The 19,222-nt window shown below is 62.8% G+C and carries 17 protein-coding genes; 5 read left to right on the forward strand and 12 right to left on the reverse strand.

Going from position 1 to position 19,222, the window contains the following annotated elements; genetic code table 11:
- Positions 1 to 34: 34 nt before the first annotated feature.
- Positions 35 to 1,579 carry an MFS transporter gene (locus tag GJB56_RS09805; RefSeq protein ID WP_113684176.1) on the reverse strand — a complete coding sequence of 515 codons (1,545 nt, stop codon included), beginning with the start codon at positions 1,577 to 1,579 and terminating at the stop codon, positions 35 to 37.
- Positions 1,580 to 1,707: 128 nt separating this feature from the next.
- On the opposite strand from GJB56_RS09805, the gene GJB56_RS09810 reads away from it, so the two are divergent.
- A complete protein-coding gene (locus GJB56_RS09810; protein ID WP_019748850.1) occupies positions 1,708 to 2,229 on the forward strand; it encodes a TetR/AcrR family transcriptional regulator in 522 nt (173 codons plus the stop codon).
- Between the two features lie 13 nt (positions 2,230 to 2,242).
- Here the strand turns inward: GJB56_RS09810 and ilvA are convergent, their stop codons facing one another.
- The 3 genes from ilvA to GJB56_RS09825 form a co-directional block, all read right to left on the reverse strand.
- Entirely contained in the window at positions 2,243 to 3,598 is a 1,356-nt protein-coding gene (gene ilvA / locus GJB56_RS09815) for a threonine ammonia-lyase IlvA (protein ID WP_019748851.1), read from the reverse strand.
- A 79-nt stretch (positions 3,599 to 3,677) separates the two neighbouring features.
- The gene (locus tag GJB56_RS09820; protein ID WP_113684177.1) at positions 3,678 to 5,453 is read right to left on the reverse strand and encodes a pyruvate dehydrogenase; all 1,776 of its coding nucleotides are present in this window, start codon (positions 5,451 to 5,453) and stop codon (positions 3,678 to 3,680) included.
- A 116-nt stretch (positions 5,454 to 5,569) separates the two neighbouring features.
- The gene (locus GJB56_RS09825; protein WP_019748853.1) at positions 5,570 to 6,004 is read right to left on the reverse strand and encodes a nitroreductase family deazaflavin-dependent oxidoreductase; all 435 of its coding nucleotides are present in this window, start codon (positions 6,002 to 6,004) and stop codon (positions 5,570 to 5,572) included.
- 220 nt (positions 6,005 to 6,224) lie between these two features.
- Between GJB56_RS09825 and GJB56_RS09830 the strand changes: the two genes are divergently transcribed.
- Positions 6,225 to 6,458, forward strand: coding sequence for a hypothetical protein (locus tag GJB56_RS09830; protein ID WP_019748854.1), 234 nt, complete (start codon positions 6,225 to 6,227; stop codon positions 6,456 to 6,458).
- Positions 6,459 to 6,553: 95 nt separating this feature from the next.
- Here GJB56_RS09830 and dnaE read toward each other — a convergent pair whose 3' ends face one another.
- From dnaE to lspA, 5 genes are all read right to left on the reverse strand, one after another.
- Positions 6,554 to 10,090 (reverse strand): DNA polymerase III subunit alpha, encoded by a 3,537-nt coding sequence (gene dnaE / locus GJB56_RS09835; protein WP_007733155.1) that lies wholly within the window; start codon positions 10,088 to 10,090, stop codon positions 6,554 to 6,556.
- Positions 10,091 to 10,189: 99 nt separating this feature from the next.
- Complete coding sequence (rarD, locus tag GJB56_RS09840) at positions 10,190 to 11,143, reverse strand: EamA family transporter RarD (RefSeq protein ID WP_442792720.1); 954 nt, start codon at positions 11,141 to 11,143, stop codon at positions 10,190 to 10,192.
- Positions 11,140 to 11,823 carry a hypothetical protein gene (locus tag GJB56_RS09845; protein WP_113683662.1) on the reverse strand — a complete coding sequence of 228 codons (684 nt, stop codon included), beginning with the start codon at positions 11,821 to 11,823 and terminating at the stop codon, positions 11,140 to 11,142. Before GJB56_RS09845 ends, rarD begins: the two co-directional genes overlap by 4 nt.
- Positions 11,820 to 12,746 carry an RluA family pseudouridine synthase gene (locus GJB56_RS09850; RefSeq protein ID WP_007733161.1) on the reverse strand — a complete coding sequence of 309 codons (927 nt, stop codon included), beginning with the start codon at positions 12,744 to 12,746 and terminating at the stop codon, positions 11,820 to 11,822. The genes GJB56_RS09845 and GJB56_RS09850 overlap by 4 nt, the downstream gene beginning before the upstream one ends.
- Complete coding sequence (gene lspA / locus GJB56_RS09855; protein ID WP_021344550.1) at positions 12,743 to 13,429, reverse strand: signal peptidase II; 687 nt, start codon at positions 13,427 to 13,429, stop codon at positions 12,743 to 12,745. Before lspA ends, GJB56_RS09850 begins: the two co-directional genes overlap by 4 nt.
- A 68-nt stretch (positions 13,430 to 13,497) precedes the next feature.
- Between lspA and GJB56_RS09860 the strand changes: the two genes are divergently transcribed.
- The 3 genes from GJB56_RS09860 to GJB56_RS09870 all read left to right on the forward strand — a co-directional run bounded on the left by GJB56_RS09860 (position 13,498) and on the right by GJB56_RS09870 (position 16,719).
- Positions 13,498 to 14,424 (forward strand): hypothetical protein, encoded by a 927-nt coding sequence (locus tag GJB56_RS09860; RefSeq protein ID WP_060938914.1) that lies wholly within the window; start codon positions 13,498 to 13,500, stop codon positions 14,422 to 14,424.
- Positions 14,425 to 14,546: 122 nt separating this feature from the next.
- Entirely contained in the window at positions 14,547 to 15,185 is a 639-nt protein-coding gene (locus GJB56_RS09865; protein ID WP_230091166.1) for a sensor domain-containing protein, read from the forward strand.
- A gap of 142 nt (positions 15,186 to 15,327) precedes the next feature.
- Entirely contained in the window at positions 15,328 to 16,719 is a 1,392-nt protein-coding gene (locus GJB56_RS09870) for a glutamate decarboxylase (protein ID WP_021344553.1), read from the forward strand.
- Positions 16,720 to 16,802: 83 nt separating this feature from the next.
- Here GJB56_RS09870 and GJB56_RS09875 read toward each other — a convergent pair whose 3' ends face one another.
- From GJB56_RS09875 to GJB56_RS09885, 3 genes are all read right to left on the reverse strand, one after another.
- Positions 16,803 to 17,294: a hypothetical protein gene (locus tag GJB56_RS09875; protein ID WP_228117853.1), complete on the reverse strand. Its 492-nt coding sequence runs from the start codon at positions 17,292 to 17,294 to the stop codon at positions 16,803 to 16,805.
- Positions 17,295 to 17,425: 131 nt separating this feature from the next.
- On the reverse strand, positions 17,426 to 18,790 hold the full coding sequence (locus tag GJB56_RS09880; RefSeq protein ID WP_019748863.1) for a DNA polymerase IV: 1,365 nt from the start codon (positions 18,788 to 18,790) through the stop codon (positions 17,426 to 17,428).
- Between the two features lie 36 nt (positions 18,791 to 18,826).
- Complete coding sequence (locus GJB56_RS09885) at positions 18,827 to 19,165, reverse strand: TfoX/Sxy family protein (protein ID WP_003941748.1); 339 nt, start codon at positions 19,163 to 19,165, stop codon at positions 18,827 to 18,829.
- Positions 19,166 to 19,222 lie beyond the last annotated feature (57 nt).

Raw genomic sequence — 19,222 nt, forward strand, 5'->3', positions numbered from 1 at the left:
GGAGCTAGCGCTTCGCGTTCTACTGTTACACGCATCAACGCTTCGCGTTCTCTGGTGTACTCCGCAGCATCCGCAATACCAATGCGGCACTGACGAACAGAACCAAAGCGGTTGCGCCGGCGGCAACGTGCATACCGTCGACAAACGCCGCCTTCGCGGAATCGGCAAGCACCGAACCGAGTTCACCAGGTAGGTACGTCGCTTCGTGCAGCGCACCGCCGAGGGTGCCCTGCGCAGCGTGCGCCTGATCTGCTTCGAGCATGGACGTGTCGATTCCCTTGCGGAAGATCGCCATCACCACGCTGCCCAGGATCGCCACACCGAGCGCGATACCGAGTTCGTACGCAGTCTCCGACACCGCGGACGCAGCGCCGGCACGCTCGGGTTCCACCGAACTGACCACAAGATCCGACGTCAGGGTCAGTGCGACACCGACACCTGCACCGGCCAGACCGAAGCCGATCACGAACATCAACGGGCCGCTGTCCACCCCGAGGGCGAGCAGCATCGCAGCACCGATTCCGGCAACCGCGAGGCCTGCGCTGAGCACGTGAGACACCGACCACCGGCGAATCAACCAGGCCGCCGCAACCGCGGTGAATGCGCTGAGCAACATACCCGGGAGCATCAGCAGGCCGGCGTCGAGCGCCGAGTTACCCAGCACCAACTGCAGGTACTGCGAGCCGAAGAACAGGACACCGGCGAGTGCGAAGATCGAGAGCAGGTTGGTGATGACGGCGGTGGAAAACGACGCATTGGCAAACAGTTTCAGATCCAACATCGGATCCTTCAGCATCCGCTGACGACGCACGAACACGTAGCCGGCGGCGAGACCCACAAGGCCGATCACCAGCAACGTGATGCTGACGCCGTGCACCACGGATTCCTTGACCGCGTACACCAACGGCAACATGGTCGCCATCGACAGACCAGCGCTGATGAGGTCGAATCGACCCGGGTTGGGGTCTTTCGACTCCGGGATCAGGATCGGGCCGAGTACTACCAGCGCGATCATGACCGGGATGTTGATCAAGAAGACCGAACCCCACCAGAAGTGCTCGAGCAACCAACCACCGACCAAAGGGCCTGCCGCTGTACCGCCACCGGCCATCGCGCCCCAGACACCGATTGCCTCGGTGCGCTGACGCGGGTTGACGAAGATCGTGCGGATCAGACCGAGGGTGGCCGGCATCAGCGTTGCACCGGAAATACCCTGCAGCACGCGGGCGGCAATGAGCATCTCGGGACTGACAGCAAGAGCGGCGATGATCGAGGCGAGACCGAAGCCGACTGCGCCGATCAGGAGCAGTTTTCGCCTACCGATCCGGTCACCGAGCGTACCCATGGTGATGAGCAGACCGGCGAGCACGAACGAATAGACGTCGATGATCCACAGCAACTGCGTGCTGCTCGGCTCGAGATCGGCGCTGATGAACGGAAGCGCAAGATCGAGCACCGTGCCGTCGACTGCGATGAGCAACACAGCAAAGGCAAGGACTATCAAGCCCGCCCAGTCACGCTTTGTCGCCCGAACCTCGTCGGGATTGATTGCAGACGTCTGATCTGCCGACACTGACATTGCTCCCCTGCGACTTTCTCTGAGTTCTTTCGAAAAGATTTCACTGAACCGTCCAGCCGGTACAGTAGGTCTACGGTAACAGTGAACCGTCCAAGCGGTAAAGTTATTTCCGGGTAGGGTCATATCACATGGCTGCCGACACTCGCGATCGAATTCTCGACGCACTGGAGAAGCTGCTGCTGGTCAGCGGCGTTGCCCAAGTCACGCTCGAAGGCGTTGCTGCCGAAGCCGGGGTTTCCAAGGGCGGACTTCTCTATCACTTCCCCAGCAAGGAAGCACTGCTCGCGGCGATGGTCCGCAGACTCGGAGAACGCTCGGATCAGCAACTCGAAGACGCCGTAGCAGGCGGTACGACGGTCACCGAGTTCTATCTGCAGATCCCCGATGCGAACGAAAGCGAAGAACTCTCACTCTTCCGGTCGATCATCGCGGCACTGAGAACAGTCGACGGACAACACGACGAGATCCAGAAAGCCGTTACCCACGTGATGCGCAGCTGGGACAAGGGCCTTCAGACCGAGATCGCCGATCCCATACAAGCCGAGATCATCCGACTCGTCGGCGACGGTCTGTACTTGGCGGCCATGCTCGGGCTCCCCCAGCCAGATCCCGAATTGCATCGACAGGTGGTCGAGCGACTGCGGCCCTGACCGGGGGCGTCCCTTACGTCAGATAGCGGTACGCCGGGCTTCCCGGCTCGAGCCTCTCGGACTGCATCGGCGCGCGCTCCATCCGCTCGAGCAACGCCGCCAACCCGTCGGCGGAACCGAGTTCGATACCCACCAACGCGGCACCCGTCTCGCGATTGTTTCGCTTGACGTACTCGAACAGCGCGATGTCGTCGTCCGGCCCGAGCACGTCCGAGAGGAAGCGACGGAGCGCTCCCGGTTCCTGCGGAAAGTCCACCAGGAAGTAGTGCTTGAGCCCGAGGTGAACGAGCGAACGCTCGAGGATTTCGCCGTAACGGGATACGTCGTTGTTGCCACCGGAAATCAGGCACACGACGGTCGAACCCGGCTCGAACGTCAAATTCTGAAGTGCCGCAACGGAAAGCGCTCCCGCGGGTTCGGCGATGATGCCCTCGCTCTGATACAGCTCGAGCATCGCCGTGCAGATAGCGCCCTCGTCGATCTGATTGACGACAAACGATCCCGAACCGGACCGTGTCTGAAGTTGACGAGCCACGAGCGGCAACGACGCGTGCGACACCACGGCGGCACCCAGACGTGAGACGACCTCGTAGGGAACATCGCCGATCCTCTTGACCGCTGCCCCGTCGACAAATGGATCGACGTCGGGAAGAGTCACCGGGCCCCCGGCAACGAGAGCGGCCGTCATGGACGCCGCGCCGGACGGCTCGATCCCGACGATCGACGTCTTGGGCGATCGCTCGTGCAGATAGGTGGCTATGCCCGCGATGCAACCGCCGCCGCCGACCGGCACGACGATCGTGTCGAGAGGTGCGTCCAGTTGCGTGAGAATCTCCGCTGCGATGGTTCCTTGCCCCGCAGCGGTGCGCACGTCGTCGAACGGGGGAACCATGGTTGCGCCGGTTTCGGCTACGTCCTCCGCGGCCGCAGCAGCGGCGGCGTCATAGGTCTCACCGATCATGAACAGTTCGACAAACGCTCCACCGTGGGCGCGGATGCGATCACGCTTCTGCTTGGGGGTATTTGCCGGAACGTAGATCCGACCCTTGATCTGCATCGTTCGGCACGCGAAGGCAACACCCTGCGCATGGTTACCGGCACTGGCAGTCACCACGCCGGCCGCGCGCTCGGCCTCGTTGAGCTGAGCGATCAGGTTGTACGCGCCACGAATCTTGTACGAACGAACGCCCTGGAGGTCCTCGCGCTTGAGGTACACGTGCGCGCCGGTCAACGCCGAAAGACGGTCGCTGTACTGCAGGGGTGTCGCCGCAATGACGTGCTGAATTCGCTCGATGGCCGCGTCGATCTCCTGCGCGTCGAGCGCGGGGACGGTGGACTTCGTTACTACGACATCGGGCGAGTTAGACACTCCGCCATTTTCGCACGTCGGGGATCAACCTTCCCACCACCCCGCCCCACATGGTCTGCGAGGCAGGGCGGCGGGTAGGTCAGCCGCGAGGATCCAACTGTGAGGGACGTGGCACGTTCCGCAGATTCGACTTGGCCATCTGCACAGCCTCGCCGACGCCGCCGTTCATCACCATCTTCGACATCGCCAAAGCGAAGCCCTTCATCTGACCACCGGTGATGGTGGGCGGCAACGACAATGCCAGCGGATCGGTCACCAGATCAACCAAGGCCGGACCGTCGTGATCGAGCGCGGCGCGTAGGCCCGCTTCGATGTCCGCGGGATTCTCGATTCGGCGCGAGAAGATGCCGAGCGCAGCAGCAACCGCCGCGTAGTCGACCGCGGGCACGTCGACCCCGAAATCCGGAAGGCCGTCGACCAGCATCTCGAGCTTGACCATTCCGAGCGTCGAGTTGTTGAACACCACGATCTTGACCGGCAACTTGTACATCGCGACGGTGACCAACTCACCGAGCAGCATCGACAATCCACCGTCGCCCGACACCGAGATGACCTGACGCCCCGAACTCGACCATGCCGCACCCATCGCATGTGGGAGCGCATTGGACATGGATCCGTGCAGCGCCGAGGAGATGAAGCGTCTCGATCCGTTCGGATTGAGATAGCGCGCCGTCCACACGTTGCACATCCCGGTGTCGGCGGTGAAGATCGCGTCGTCGGCCGCCAGATCGTCGAGGATCGAGGCCGCATACTCGGGATGAATGGGTGTGCGCTGCTTGACCGGATCCGTGTACGCACCAACCACTTTGGTCATCAGAGTGTTGTGCTTTGCGAGCGTATCCTCCAGGAACCCGCGGTCGGTCTTTCGATCGAGTTGCGGAATCAGTGCGCTCAAGGTGCTCGCGACGTCACCGTGCACCGCCAGGTCCAGGCTGGTTCGACGCCCCAACCGCTCGGCCGCGATGTCGATCTGAGCGGTACGAACGTCATCGGGCAAGAACTGGTCGTAAGGAAAGTCCGTTCCGATGAGGAGCAGAAGATCGGCGCCGTGGATACCGTCGTGCGCCGCACCGTAACCGAGCAATCCGGTCATCCCGACGTCGTACGGGTTGTCGTACTGGATCCATTCCTTGCCGCGCAGCGAATGCCCGATGGGAGCCCCGACGGTTTCGGCCAGCGCCAACACCTCGGCGCGTGCGTCTCGCACGCCTGCGCCGGCGAAGATCGCAACCTTACGCGAACCGTTGATCACATCTGCCAACGCCAACACGTCACCGGCATCCGGAACGACTGTCGGCCTTCGGGTTTCGACGAGCGTCGGCGGGGTGCCTTCTGCCGGACAATCGGCGATGTCCCCGGGAAGCACGATCACCGAGACGCCGTTTCGAGCCACCGAATGCTGAATCGCCGACTGCACCACGCGAGGTGATTGGACTGCCGTGCTGACGAGTTCGGTGTAACTCGAACATTCGATGAAGATCCGCTCGGGATGCGTTTCCTGAAAGTAGCCCATTCCGATCTGGGCACTGGGGATGTGTGAGGCGATCGCGAGGACCGGGGCGCCCGAACGATGAGCGTCGTACAGGCCGTTGATCAGGTGAAGGTTTCCGGGACCGCAGGATCCGGCACACACCGCGAGTTTTCCGGTGATCTGGGCATCCGCTGCGGCCGCAAACGCAGCTGCTTCCTCATGACGGACGTGTATCCAGTCGATTCCGCCCTTTTCGGAACCACCGGTGCGACGTACCGCATCGACGATGGGATTGAGACTGTCACCGACAATTCCGTAGATCCGACTGACACCCGCGTCAACGAGCTGCTGAACCAATTGATCTGCAACGGTTTTCGGACTCATCAGACCTCCATGACACACTCACGGGAGTCGGGATCGCCGACCCCCGCGAGTGACGATTTGCTTGTGGTTTATGCAGTGCTTCTTGTGGACTGCCGTTTCGTGAGGACTGCAGTGCGTTACTTGGGTTCGAGCACGAACACCGGGATCTCACGATCGGTCTTCGTCTGATAATCGGCGTAGTCGGGGTACGCAGCGACAGCGCGCTCCCACCAGATCGCCTTCTCGTCTCCGGTGACTTCACGAGCAACCAGGTCGAAGACCTGCGTCGCGTCACGCAGCGTGACGTGCGGATCGGCTTTGACGTTGTAGTACCAAACCGGATTCTTCGGAGCGCCACCAAGCGAAGCCACAACGGCATACGAGCCGTCGTGCTCGACGCGCATCAGCGGCGTCTTCCTGACCTTGCCGGACTTTGCCCCGACGGTCGTGAGAACGACGACGGGCATGCCGTTCATGTCGTTTCCCTCGGTGCCACCGGAGTTCTCGATGCGTGCGACCTGATCGGCGGCCCACGACGCTGGACTGGGTTCGTACTCACCTGTGATTGGCATGTGTACCAGTGAACACCCACTCGAGCACCTTGGCCACCGAACCACACCGACCAGGTCCGTCGTCGGCACACTCCCCTGGTTGATCGATTAAGTGAGCTGCCGATCAATAAAGTTCGCTTGCCCGAACTCTCATCTCTGGTTACTCTGAAACCACAGCTTCGAACAGCCGTATCGCTAACCAGGCCGCAGCGAGAACAGACTGCACCGAGAAAGGGACGAGATGACTACCGCAGATATCTCCACTCGCGAATCACGCCCCTCGTCCGACCATTTCGTCGATCTGGCCGGGACTCGGTGGCCGCTGTACAAGATCGAAGCTCTCGCGGTCGGTTTTGTGCTGTTCGTGGTCGCCGGAGCTGTCACCCAGTCGATGCAGGTAGCCGTACTGACTGCCGCAACAGCAGCCGTGGTCACCTGGTGGGCGCGTCGCGTGTACTACTCACGCACCACCTGATCACCCCACTCCCCGATCTCCCGCGAACCACGAAGGGACCTTGCTGCTGATGCAGCAAGGTCCCTTCGTTCGGTTCAGATCCGCTCGATCGGCGGTCAGACCGTCAGACAGCTCGGCCCGAGCAATGCCTTCAGGTCGCCCATCAGCGCCGAGGACGGTTCGACCCGAAGGACGTCGTCGACCTTCCACAAGCTGATCTCGGTTCCGCCGATCAGCCGGACATGGACGTCGGACGTTCCGGGGTGCCTCGTCAGCACCTGCTTGAGAGCACTGAGCTTGTCCTTGGTGCATTGCCGAAGGGGCAGTGAGACCGACAGGGGGCGTGCGACCCCGATCGCCGAAATATCAGGCACCGCAAGGTCGTTGCCGATCAGCGACATCCGATCGTCTCGGATCGAGACGCGAGCCTTGACCAACACGATGGCATCCTCGGCGATGTCCATTCCGTACACCGCGTACGCCTGTGGGAAGAACAGCACCTCGATTCCACCCACGAGATCTTCGAGCTGCACGATGCACCAGGTCAGACCGTTCTTGTTGACCCGGCGGTCCACCGAGGCGATGATGCCGCCGAGAGTTACCTGGGCACCGTCCTGAACGCCGCCTTCGAGTATCGCGGCAATGGACGTGTCGGACTGCTGGCGAAGAATGTGCTCGACGCCGTTGAGCGGGTGACCGGAAACATACAGCCCCAGCATCTCTCGTTCGAGTGCCAGGCGATGCTTGGAGTCCCACTCCTCCTCGGGAATCTTGACGTCGAACACCGAGGTGATCGACTCGTCCGCCTCGGCACCGCCGAAGAGGTCGAACTGTCCGATCGCCTCTGCCTTCTTGGTGCTCATCACGGAATCGATGGCGTCGGCATGGACCAACATCAGGCCCTTGCGCGGGTGACCCAACGAGTCGAAAGCACCGGCCTTGATGAGAGATTCGGTGACCTTCTTGTTGCAAGCCATCGCGTCGATCTTGCCGAGATAGTCGGAGAAATCGGTGAACTTCGATTTCTCCGTGCGCGCCTTGATGATCGAGGCAACGACGTTGGCGCCGACGTTGCGCACCGACCCCATACCGAAACGGATGTCGTCGCCGACGGTCGCGAAGTCGACGCGTGACTCGTTGACGTCCGGCGGGAGAACGGTGATGCCCAACTTGCGGCAGTCGGCGAGATAGATCGCGGACTTGTCCTTGTCGTCACCGACGGAGGTCAGCAGACCTGCCATGTACTCGGCCGGGTAGTTCGCCTTGAGGTACGCAGTCCAGTACGACACGAGTCCGTAGCCGGCGGAGTGCGACTTGTTGAACGCGTACCCGGCGAAGGGAAGGACCGTGTCCCACAGCGCCTTGATGGCCGCTTCGCTGAAGTTGTTGTCCAACATGCCCTGCCGGAAGCCGGCGTAGGCCTTTTCCAGCTCGGACAGCTTCTTCTTACCCATGGCGCGACGCAGCAAGTCGGCCTGACCCAGGGTGTAACCGGCCACCTTCTGCGCCAGTTGCATGATCTGCTCCTGGTAGATGATCAGGCCGTACGTTTCCGAGAGGATCTCCGCGAGCGGCTCCTCCAACTCGGGGTGAATCGGCTTGACGTCTTCCAAGGCGTTCTTGCGCTTGGCGTACGAGATGTGGGCGTCCACACCCATCGGCCCCGGTCGATACAGCGCCAATGCGGCGACGATGTCGCCGAATCCGGTGGGCTGCATCAGTTTCAGCAACTCGCGCATACCGCCGCCGTCGAGCTGGAACACACCGAGAGTGTCGCCGCGGGCGAGCAGTTCGTATGTTGCCGCATCGTCCATCGGCAAAGTGTCGAGGTCCAGATCGATGCCGCGGTTGGCTTTGATGTTCTCGAGCGTGTCGCCGATAACCGTGAGGTTTCGCAGACCGAGGAAGTCCATCTTGAGCAGACCGATGGCTTCACACGAGGGGTAGTCCCACCCGGTGATGATGGCGCCGTCCTGGGCGCGCTTCCAGACCGGGATTGCGTCGGTGAGCGGTTCGGACGACATGATGACCGCGCAGGCGTGCACACCGGCGTTGCGGATCAGCCCTTCCAGACCCACCGCGGTCTTGTAGATCTTCGCGACGTCCGGGCTGGAGTCGATGAGCGCTCGAACCTCGACTGCCTCCTTGTACCGCTCGTGCTTCGGATCGGTGATACCGGAAACCGAGATGTCCTTGGCCATGATGGGCGGCGGGAGCGCCTTGGTGATCTGATCGGCGATGGCAAAGCCCGGCTTGCCGAACTGGACGCGAGCCGAGTCCTTGATGGCAGCCTTGGTCTTGATGGTGCCGAAGGTGATGACCTGGGCGACCTTGTCGTTGCCCCACTTGTCCGTCGCGTAGCGAACCATCTCGCCGCGACGGCGATCATCGAAGTCGATATCGATATCGGGCATGGACACACGCTCGGGGTTGAGGAATCGCTCGAACAGCAACCCGTACGGGATGGGGTCGATGTTGGTGATACCCATCGCGTAGGCCACCAACGAACCGGCAGCCGATCCACGGCCGGGCCCGACGCGGATTCCGACGTCCTTGGCGTGGTTGATCAGGTCGCCGACCACCAGGAAGTAGGCCGGGAAGCCCATTTCGTTGATGACGCCGATCTCGTAGTCGGCGCGGGCGAGGTACTCCTGCGGAGGTCCGCTCGGGAAGCGGCGATCGAGTCCGCGCATCACCTCGGCGCGCAGGAAGGTCTGCTGCGTGTGACCCTCCGGGACCGGGAAGATCGGCATGCGGTCGTGGAACGCCCACACGTCCTCGTACGACTGCACTCGCTCGCCGATGGCCACGGTGTTGTCGCACGCCCCCGGTACTTCGTTGTCCCAGATGGCGCGCATCTCGGCAGCGGACTTGAGGTAGTAGCCGTCGCCGTCGAACTTGAAGCGCGTGGGGTCGGACAGCGTCTTGCCGGTCTGGATACAGAGCAGCGCCTCGTGGTTCTCGGCGGCGTCCTTGGTGACGTAGTGGCAGTCGTTGGTGGCAAGCGGCGGGATACCGAGTTGCTTGCCGATGTCGAGCAGACCCTCGCGCACACGGCGCTCGATCGAGAGACCGTGATCCATCAGTTCGAGGAAGAAGTTGTCCGGTCCCCAGATCTCCTGCCACTTCGCGGCAGCTTCGAGAGCCTCGCGGTCGTGGCCGAGACGAAGGCGCGTCTGGATCTCACCCGAAGGGCAGCCCGTGGTGGCGATGATGCCCTCGGCGTGCGCCGCGATGAGTTCCTCGTCCATGCGAGGCCACTTGCCGAGCTGTCCCTCGATTGACGCGAGAGAAGACAGCTTGAAGAGGTTTCGGAGCCCCGTGGCGTTCTCGGCCACCATCGTCATGTGCGTGTACGCACCGCTACCGGAGACGTCGTCGGACTTCTGGCTGCGATCTCCCCAGAGAACTCGTTTGGTGTTGAAGCGGGATTCGGGTGCGATGTACGCCTCGATGCCGATGATCGGCTTGATGCCGGCACTCTTGGCCTCGTTGTAGAACTGGCTGGCGCCGTACATGTTTCCGTGGTCGGTCATGCCGACAGCGGTCATTTCGAGACGAGCGGCCTCCTCGAACATGGCGCCGACCTTGGCCGCACCGTCGAGCATCGAGTACTCGGTGTGATTGTGAAGATGTACGAACGAGTCAGCCACGTGCGCCTCTCTGAAGGTCTGGGAGCGAGATCGAGTGTATGCCGCGTTGCCGACACGTTCGGCGACCGCCATCGTGGAGTCGCAGTGTGCCGCCTCCGATCACGTGACCGGAACCTCAGGTTCGGCGCTCGACCTCATCGAACGCCGAGAACGTCGACTGGCGACGAAGGTGTCTGTCGTGAAGATCACCAGCGCAGCCCAGATCAGAACGAAGCCGATCCAGCGAGAGGCCGGCATGTCCTCGTGCATGACGGCCACACCCCACGCCATCTGCAGCGCCGGGGTGAGGTACTGCAGCATGCCCATCGTCGCCAACGGAACTCGCTGAGCGGCGACTCCGAACAGGAGCAGTGGCAGTGCGGTGATCGGGCCGGCGGCAAGCAGCAACAGGCTGTGTCCGGCGCCGCTGCTGATGAATGCACCGGCCCCGGTCAGGCCGAGAAACACGAGGTAGCCGACCGCGAAGGGTGCGGCGACGACTCCCTCGGCAGTCAAACTGGTTCGGGGATCGAGCGGAACCACCTTCTTGACCAGCCCGTAGGTGGCAAACGAACCGGCGAGCACCAATGCGACGATCGGCGGTTTTCCGAAATCGACCGTGATCACGACAACTGCCGTGGCGGCGAGGACGAGGGCGGCGATCTGAGCGCGGCGCAATCGTTCGCGGAAGATCACGACGCCGAGCAACACGGTGACCAGCGGGTTGATGAAGTACCCGAGGGCCGCCTCCACGACGCGACCTGACACCACGGCATAGATGTACGTCCCCCAGTTCACCGCGATCGCCGCTGATGCCGCGGTCACCAGCAGCCAGGTGCGTGCGCTGATTCCGCGAAGCGATCCGAGGCGGCCGGCAAAGGCCAACACGATCAGCATCAACAGAAGGGTCCACACCACCCGGTGCGCAAGGATCTCGACCGGATCGGCGAAGTCGAGTAGCCCGAAGAATGCCGGGAACGTTCCCCACAACAGGAAAGCCGCCACACCGTAGAAGATCCCCGAGGACGAACCGGACCTAGCGCGTTCGTCCTTGTTCACAGAACCGGAGTTCACGGGACCGGACCGTCGTCGGGGCCGGGAGCAACGACGTCCACGTACTCCGGCAGCAAGGGACGGATGGCCGCCAACCACGGCGAGGCGTCGGACGGCAATGCTTCCACTGCACGAACATTCGACTCACGTGTAATCGCGTCCAGTCCTTCGGGAGTAGCTCGCACCAGCACGCCCACCGCGCAGGCGCACCCGGTGGACAATTGCTTCGCCGACGCGAGCGCCACCTGTTGCTGACGATCGGTGTCGCCGCCGAGCGAGATCAGTCGCGTGGCTGCAACACCGGGCGATCTGCGCACTGCTTCGTCGTTGTCGGGAACGGGCACGGACATGAGCGGCGTCTGGACGCGCTCGATCGGAACTCGGAACATGACCCTGGACACGCGAACGCCCGAGACCTCAGCGCCCGGCACCTGAACACTGCTGGTCGACGTGATGACCTCGTCGACGGTGAGTGCCTTCGTGAACGAGACCAACGCCCACACCGGCCCGTCGACCGACGCGACAGAATCTCGCGCTCGCTCGAGGTAGCCCGGCACAGCTTCCCCACTGTCCGGACCGAGAGTGTCCGTCGTGATCGGCGGGGTCGGCACGGGATTCGCGAACCCCACGCCCACCACCGCCGCCACGCCGACCACCACCGCGACGACGGCCAGCGCGGGGGTAAGCCCGCGCGGTGTCATGAGGACCGGAGAACTTCGAGTGCGTGTTCGAGATCCTTCGGGTACTTGCTCTTGATCTCGACCCAACGACCGTCCGCCGGGTGGGCGAAGCCGAGCGAGACTGCGTGCAGCCACTGGCGTTCGAGACCGAGCCTCTCGGCAAGTCGGGGGTCCGCGCCGTAGGTCAGGTCGCCGCAGCACGGATGGCGCAACGCCGAGAAGTGGACACGGATCTGGTGTGTGCGACCGGTTTCGAGGTGCACGTCCAGCAGACTCGCTGCCTGGAACGCCTCGATGGTGTCGTAGTGCGTGACGCTGGGCTTGCCGTCGGCCGTGACCGTGAATCGCCAGTCGTTCCCGTGGTGGCGTCCGATCGGGGCGTCGATGGTTCCGCTGCTCGGGTCGGGGTGTCCCTGCACGAGAGCGTGGTAGCGCTTGTCGATGGTCCGCTGCTTGAAAGCGCGCTTGAGCAAGGTGTATGCGCGCTCGGAGGTGGCAACCACCATGACACCCGACGTTCCGACGTCCAGACGGTGGACGATGCCCTGACGCTCGTGGGCACCGGACGTCGAGATACGGAAACCGGCCGCGGCAAGTCCGCCGATGACGGTCGGTCCCGTCCACCCGACGCTGGCGTGCGCGGCAACTCCGACGGGCTTGTCGACTGCAACGACGTCGTCGTCGGCGTAGAGGATCTCCATCCCCTCGACCGGTGTCGCCTCGATGGTCAAGGGCCGCGGCGGTTCGGGCAGGACAACCTCGAGCCACGATCCTGCGGTCAGACGATCGGACTTGCCGACGGCCACACCGTCGACGAGTACCGAGCCTTCTTCCGCGAGTGTCGCGACCACGGTGCGCGAGAGTCCGAGGAGGCGCGCCAGGCCGGCATCAACCCGCATGGCGTCGAGGCCGTCGGGCACGGGCATCGAACGGGATTCCCTCACTTGGTTTCTCCCTCGGCTGCGGCCTTCGATTCGGTGAGCTTCTTGTCGTCCGCCTTGTGATCACGCAGGCGTTCACCGTTGGGTTCGAAGCCGAAAAGAGTCAGTACGACGAGCAGGATCGCGCCACAGACGATCGCGGAATCCGCGATGTTGAACACGGGCCACCAACCGACGGAGACGAAGTCCACCACATGTCCGCGCATGATTCCGGGAGAGCGGAAGAATCGGTCGACGAGGTTACCCAGCGCGCCGCCGAGAACGAGGCCGAGACCGAGCGCCCACCACGGTGATCGGAGCGTGCGACCGATCTTGATCACACCGATGACGACACCGATGGCGACGAGGGTGAGGATCCACGTCATCGACGTCGCCATCGAGAACGCTGCACCGGGATTGCGCACCATCGTGAATGTGACCACGTCACCGATGATTTCGATCGGCTGCCCCGGCTTGACCGCGGCGACGGCCCACACCTTCGTGAGAATGTCCGAGAGCAGGATGACAGCGGCGATGGCAATGAGCATGGTCAGCCGGCGGGGCTTTGCGACCGGCGCAACCGCCAGGTCACCGTCTTCCGATTTCACGGCTTCCGGTTTCACGGTTTCGGGCTCGTCGGCCTTCGAGATTTCGGTAATCGGCTGATCCTCCGCGTTGACATCTCGGTCTGGGTGGTCTGTACTCACGCAACCATCATCCCTCATGTTCACCGCACCGGGTCACGCACTCTGCAACTGCGGCTAGCCTGGAGCGCGTGCCACTGCTGTCCACGACCGGCCGACGAGTTCCGTTCGCCCTCGCTGCCCTCGCTCTCACCACCGTTCTCACCGCTTGCGGCGACTCGGATCAACCTCCCACCGCACCTACCTCGTCGCCGAGCGAAGTCACTGTTCCGGTGACCGCCGCCACCGTCGAGGTACTCGATGGGGGAAGCGAACCGCGCGAGGTACTGCGCATGAACTTGCCTGTCGGCACCACGCAGACGGCGACGCTCGTCACCCAGGCGGTCGTGAGTCAGCAGATCGATCAACAGCCGGCACAAGATTTCTCTTCGCCGGAGATCACGATCCCGCTCTCGGCAAACGTGACCGCTGACGATCCCACCGCTGTCGTAGACCTGACGCTGTCGTCGATGACCTCGCCGGATGCAACGCTGCAGGCAGCGCTGAGCGGGGCCGACGGATCTGCGGCCGGATTGTCGGTCACGGATTCGGGCGCCATCACCGCCCTACGGTTGAAGCCGTCCGCCAACTCGGCCAATGCTGCCCGCGCTGCAATCGAACAGGCGCTCGGCCAAGCGGTCTACCGGACCGTTGCACTCCCCGACGCTCCGGTCGGTGTCGGCGCACGTTGGGTGGTTCGACAACAAGTCAGCAGTGAAATCCTGCTCGATCAGACAACCACCGTCACGCTCACCGCGCGGGAGGGCAATCGGCTTTCGCTCGCGGTGGACGTATCGCAGACCCCGCAGAGCCCGGTCTGGAACCTGGCCGGTGACGCCGGAACGCTGAACATCGATCAGTACGTCATGGCCGGCTCCGGAAACCTCACCGTCGACCTCTCACTCCCCTTGCCGATCGCCGGACAGATGACCGTCGGCGGCGACCAGGCGTACGGCGATCCGGACAGCTCCTCGGTGATCCGGCAGACGATCTCCAACAGCATTCGGTGGGAATCGTGACACGCCGGTCGCTCGCACTGGGCCTGACAACAACGGCGGCACTGTTCGTCGTCACCGGTTGCGGCTCGGACGACTCTCCTAGTGCTGACACAACTACGCAGGTTTCCGCCCCACAGGTCGGCTTGGCGCCGTTCACAGCTGCTCCGGCCCCACCGCTGAGCGGGGCACCGCTCGACCGTGATGCGCTGCAACGAGCCGCGCTCACCCTCTCCGAACTACCTGCGGACTTCGACATAGTTCCCGACCCGGTCGACGACCTCGGCCTCGCACCGGCGCCGGAGAGTTCGGAGGCGGACAAGTCGAGCACCGACCCTGCCGTCTGCGCTCAGGTTCTGGCACCGATAGCCACCCAGGCCGCCGGATCCGTCGCCGACCTCTCCGACATGTTCACCGGCCCCGATTTCACGAGCATCGATCAGGACTCTGCTTCGTACGCCGACGGCGCAGCGGCAGCAGCAGCTTTCGAGAAACTTCAGACCACGCTGGCCGGGTGTGCGGAGTATTCAGGAACCGATGCCGACGGAACGACAATCACCTATCGCGTCGGCGGAGCATCGGACCCGAACGTCGGCGACGCGTCTTTCGCTTTCCGAATCATCACGGAGAGTGGCGGTTTCACCTTGGTCGCCGATGCGATCGTGGCCGCAGTCGGGACCACGTTGACCCAGGTGTCCGCAACTGCGCCGAGTCCGATCGCCCCCGACGTGCTGCACTCGATGGCATCGGCTGCCGCCGATCGCCTGCGCGCACAAACGCCCTGACAACGAGCGGATTAGACCCGTCTCGGCCTTACGCGAATGATTCGGGACCACAGACCCTTTGACAACTGCCCGTCCACACTGAACGGTGAGAGTAGGTACGAAACAGACCAACGCGACACACTGATGTGAGGAGCCAGAGTTCATGCCGGAACCCAGAAGGTCAGATCACACCGATTACGTAGCCGTCAATCCGATCTTCTCGAGGCCCGGCGAGGATTCGGTTGCATCGAAGTACACACTCGAACCCGACGGCATGCTTCCCGAGACCGCCTATCAGATCGTCCACGACGAAACGATGCTCGACGGCAATGCGCGGCTCAATCTCGCGACGTTCGTCAGCACGTGGATGGACGATCACGCCACCAAGCTGTATACCGAGTCGTTCGACAAGAACATGATCGACAAGGACGAGTATCCACAGACCGCCGCGATCGAAACCTATTGCTGGCGCATCCTTGCCGACCTCTGGCACTCGCCCTCCCCCAAGGACGCAATCGGTACCTCGACGATCGGTTCGTCCGAGGCGTGCATGCTCGGTGGCCTGGCGATGAAACGGCGCTGGCAGCACGCACGAAAAGCCGCGGGCAAGTCGACCGAAAAACCAAATCTCATCATGAGTTCCGCCGTCCAGGTGTGCTGGGAGAAATTCTGCAACTACTGGGACGTCGAGGCGCGCTACGTGCCGATCAGCGAGGAACACCGGACCCTCGACGGTCACGATCTGGACAAGTACGTCGACGAGAACACGATCGGCGTCGTCGCGATCATGGGTGTCACGTACACCGGGATGTACGAGCCGGTCCTGGAAATCTCGAAGGCACTCGACGCGATCCAGGAAAAGACGGGACTCGACGTTCCCATCCACGTCGACGGCGCTTCCGGCGCAATGATCGCCCCGTTCCTACAGCCCGAACTCGAATGGGATTTCCGGCTCCCACGCGTGCACTCCATCAACACCTCGGCGCACAAGTACGGACTCGTCTACCCCGGCCTCGGCTGGGTGGTCTGGCGATCGCAGGATCTACTTCCCGACGACCTCGTGTTCAAGGTGAGCTACCTCGGCGGCAGTATGCCGACCTTCGCGCTGAACTTCTCGCGGCCCGGCGCTCAGGTGATCCTGCAGTTCTACTTGTTCCTGCGTCTCGGCCACGACGGCTATCGCGCGATCCAGCAGTCCTCACAGGACGTGGCGAAATTCCTCGCCGAAGGAATCGGGAAATTGGACGCCTTCGAACTGTGGAACGACGGTTCCGACATCCCGGTCTTCGCGTGGCGCCTCGCCGAGGGCCACACGTCCAACTGGACGCTGTACGACCTGTCCGACCGACTGCGGGGCAAGGGCTGGTTGGTGCCGGCCTATCCCATGCCGGACGATCTCTCGGATCTGACAGTGCAGCGCATCGTGGTTCGTAACGGACTGAGCATGGACCTGGCAGCCAATCTGCTGCGCATCATCGAAGAGGAAACCGCGTTCCTCGACGAACTCGACAGCCCGATGCCGCGGCCACGCGTCACCGAGGGATTCCATCACTGACGACGCTCACTGCATGAAGAGCGGCCGCCGACTCCCTTTCGGGAGTCGACGGCCGCTCTGGTGTTTCAGGTGTTGCGCAGAGATCAAGCAGCGCAAGCAGGCGAGGTCAGACCTGCAACGCCGACGATCTGGCAAGCGGTGGTCTTCGAGAGCTTCCAGACGCCGTCCTCGTAGACGAACGAAGCCTGCAGACCCTGCTGCAGCGGCTGGCCGTTGACGACGATGTTCAGCGAAGCTGCGGCCGTCTCGCTACCCGTGTCGGTGACCGGGTCGAGGATCTCGACCTGCGCGCCGGCAGCCTTGGCGGCAGCGGCGACCTGGTTGATCAGCTCGGGATCCTGCTCGGCGCCCTGGACGAGGTTGACCTTGTCTGCGGCCGGAACGGTCTCGTCGAGTGCCTGAGCGACCTTGCCGTTGAGCTCAGCAGACGTCGGGAGCTCGGGAGCTGCAACGTCCGTGGTGCTGGTGGTGGCCGTCGCACTCTTGGACGTCGTGGTGGGTGAGTCGGTCTTGTCATCCGAGCCACAAGCGGTCATCGTCAGGGCTGCTGCGATCGCCACGGCTGCAACGGTCATCTTCTGAAGCTTCAACTTCTCAGTCCTATCCATTCGGGTGTTCACATTCGAGCGTCAGTCGAACATCGTGCTTGCTCGAGGATCGTCGACAACATTACCCAACGGTAAGCGGAAAAAGTCTAAGGACATCCTCAGAGAAGGCTGTCGACCGCATCTGCTACCTCGAGCACCTCATCCGATTCGGCGAAGGTTTTGGCTATTCCCGTTCCGCTGGAACGGGTTTCGAAGCGAACTGTCACCACTCCGTGCCCGGCACCCTGCACCCAACCGTGTCCGTATTCTGGATGCTTCACGTCCAAACCAGGGTGCCAGTAGCGCTGAGGGACGCGTGCGGCCACCGGAACGTCGAGTTCGGCCTCATCGAGGGCGCCCGTGAGAGTCTCGACCGGATAGCCGGGAACGTCCTGATCCAACTCGGGAAAAAGTGATCCTTGCCGAACGGTGGACAAACCCGCGAATCCCACACCGACCAGGCGAATCGGCCCCAATTCCTGTGGATCGATGACCTGTTTCTGCGCGGTCGCGACAAGGATTTGGCGGTCGATCGTGGCAAACGGCAGCGTCACGGATCGAGTCAAGATACTCATATCGGACTTCTTGAGCTTCAGTACGACGGTGCGAGCAGCTCTTCCGTCCTTCTCCAGCCTGGAAAATGCTGCACGACCACTACTTTCGACGGCCGCGCGCAATTGTGCCATCGTGACGATGTCTGCGGCGAACGTGGATTCCGCGCTGATCTGCTTGGATTCGGCACGCTCGGCGACCGGCCGATCGTCGATCCCCTGCGCAAGCCGATGCAACCCCGGTCCGACAGTGGTTCCGAGTATCGACGCCACCTCGGCTATGGGAGTGCGGGCAAACCCTCCGATGGTTTCGATGCCGAGACGCTTGAGCTTTTCCTCGGCAACAGGACCGATCCCCCACAGCTTTCGCACCGGAAGAGGATCGAGCAACTCGTGCTGCATCCCGGGAGGAATCACTGCGACGCCGTCGGGCTTTGCCAGTCCCGACGCGATCTTGGCGACCTGCTTACCTGCGCCGGCACCGATCGAGGCGACCAACCCGGTCTCGGCCTTGATCAACGCCCGCAGGTCCTCGCAAAACGCGCGGACCTCGTCGGCCCCGACTCCGGCCAATTCCACTGGTTCGCCGAAGGCCTCGTCCACCGACAATTGCTCGAGGATCGGCATACGAAGGCGCAACGCGTCGAAGGTGCGTTTACTCAGAACCGAATACAACGACATCCGCGGCGGCAATACCACCGCTCCGCCACCGACCATCCGGCGTGCTTGGTGCATCGGCATTGCCGAACGCGCACCGAAAACTCTCGCTTCGTAACTTGCCCCGGCCACCACTCCGCGCCCACCCAAGCCGCCGACCAGCACCGGCCGGCCTCGCAGCGTGGGACGCGTCAACTGCTCGGCGGAAGCGAAAAACGCATCCATGTCGAGATGCAGCACCCACCTGCGACTTCGTGTGGGATCACCTTGATTCATCGGGCGTTACGGTTCTCTCAAAAGTAGGTGCAGAATCTACGTCCGCGCCTTCTTCTTGGGCGACTTCTTCTTCGGCAGGGGTAGTACGTCGGCAGTTCGTTGAATGAAGGCGTGCAGGTGATCGAGGTCCTGCAGCCGTTCCTCCGTCACCCGGTAGTAATCCTTCGCTCCCGGGTACGGCGGAGCCAGATCGGCCTCTGATCCGAACTCGGTACTGACCTCGGTGGGTTTGACGAACAGAACGTCTCCGCAGATCAAGCCCACGATCTTCTCGTCGCAATACAATCCGTACTCGCCGAACATCGCCCTTGCCCGCACGTCGAGCGGTTCCAACTGCTCGAGAATGCGCGCCACGGTTTCCTTGCTCGTACTCATGAGAGCAAACTACTCCGGCACCCCGACATACAGACATTCATCGGGGAGCCGGAGTAG

Origin of the sequence: Rhodococcus sp. AQ5-07 (genome assembly GCF_009707305.1) — a bacterium.
GTDB lineage: Bacteria > Actinomycetota > Actinomycetes > Mycobacteriales > Mycobacteriaceae > Rhodococcus_F > Rhodococcus_F erythropolis.

What these genes read in the sequence shown, in the direction of transcription:
- GJB56_RS09820 (WP_113684177.1), bottom strand. Translation starts at nt 5,453, where the DNA reads ATGAGTCCGAAAACCGTTGCAGATCAATTGGTTCAGCAGCTCGTTGAC.
- GJB56_RS09880 (WP_019748863.1), bottom strand. Translation starts at nt 18,790, where the DNA reads ATGAATCAAGGTGATCCCACACGAAGTCGCAGGTGGGTGCTGCATCTC.
- GJB56_RS09805 (WP_113684176.1), bottom strand. Translation starts at nt 1,579, where the DNA reads ATGTCAGTGTCGGCAGATCAGACGTCTGCAATCAATCCCGACGAGGTT.
- GJB56_RS09875 (WP_228117853.1), bottom strand. Translation starts at nt 17,294, where the DNA reads ATGACCGTTGCAGCCGTGGCGATCGCAGCAGCCCTGACGATGACCGCT.
- GJB56_RS09825 (WP_019748853.1), bottom strand. Translation starts at nt 6,004, where the DNA reads ATGCCAATCACAGGTGAGTACGAACCCAGTCCAGCGTCGTGGGCCGCC.
- GJB56_RS09810 (WP_019748850.1), top strand. Translation starts at nt 1,708, where the DNA reads ATGGCTGCCGACACTCGCGATCGAATTCTCGACGCACTGGAGAAGCTG.
- GJB56_RS09830 (WP_019748854.1), top strand. Translation starts at nt 6,225, where the DNA reads ATGACTACCGCAGATATCTCCACTCGCGAATCACGCCCCTCGTCCGAC.
- GJB56_RS09845 (WP_113683662.1), bottom strand. Translation starts at nt 11,823, where the DNA reads ATGACACCGCGCGGGCTTACCCCCGCGCTGGCCGTCGTCGCGGTGGTG.
- GJB56_RS09870 (WP_021344553.1), top strand. Translation starts at nt 15,328, where the DNA reads ATGCCGGAACCCAGAAGGTCAGATCACACCGATTACGTAGCCGTCAAT.
- GJB56_RS09885 (WP_003941748.1), bottom strand. Translation starts at nt 19,165, where the DNA reads ATGAGTACGAGCAAGGAAACCGTGGCGCGCATTCTCGAGCAGTTGGAA.